The sequence below is a fragment of the Pseudoalteromonas sp. 20-92 genome (genome assembly GCF_030847595.1).
Taxonomy (GTDB): Bacteria; Pseudomonadota; Gammaproteobacteria; order Enterobacterales; family Alteromonadaceae; genus Pseudoalteromonas; species Pseudoalteromonas fuliginea.
The window spans coordinates 1-494 of record NZ_JANJGQ010000077.1; the positions used below are offsets into that span (position 1 = coordinate 1).

The 494-nt window shown below is 37.9% G+C and carries 1 pseudogene; it reads right to left on the bottom strand.

Features of this window, described 5'->3' with window-relative positions:
- Nucleotides 1–219: pseudogene (locus tag NRL14_RS20815) on the bottom strand (transposase); the annotation flags it as partial.
- Between the last annotated feature and the right edge of the window lie 275 nt (nucleotides 220–494).

The window sequence follows — 494 nt, forward strand, 5'->3', positions numbered from 1 at the left end:
GTGGGTGTGATTACTCATAACAGCATAAGCACAGACATCAATACAAAATACCTTCGCTAATTCAAGCAGCTTATCTTTAACCCACCCTCGTCGATGCTCGTAAGATTGACCAGTAAAACGGTCTTCGCCACATAAAAATGCACGGCGCACGCAACGCGAAATACAGTGGTAGTATTTTGTATCAACCAAACTTACTTGTCGTTTTCTTGCAATTGCCATAAGACACCCTGCTTGTTTTTTGTACTAATTAAAGGCTAGCCTTTAATTTTGAAAAGTGCAAAATTTAGGATGGGTGTCTAGTTTGTTGTTGATTAATGTATTTACCTATCTCATTAATACATGGAATATGCTTCTGTTGATCACGAATATTTGAGCGGAAACAATCAATGTTTGTAACAAGACTTTCGGATCAACAGGAGTTATTTGTTTCAATACGCATACTCAGGGATTGTCGTAATGCCGACTATCTATAAGACCTGCGAGAAACACTATTA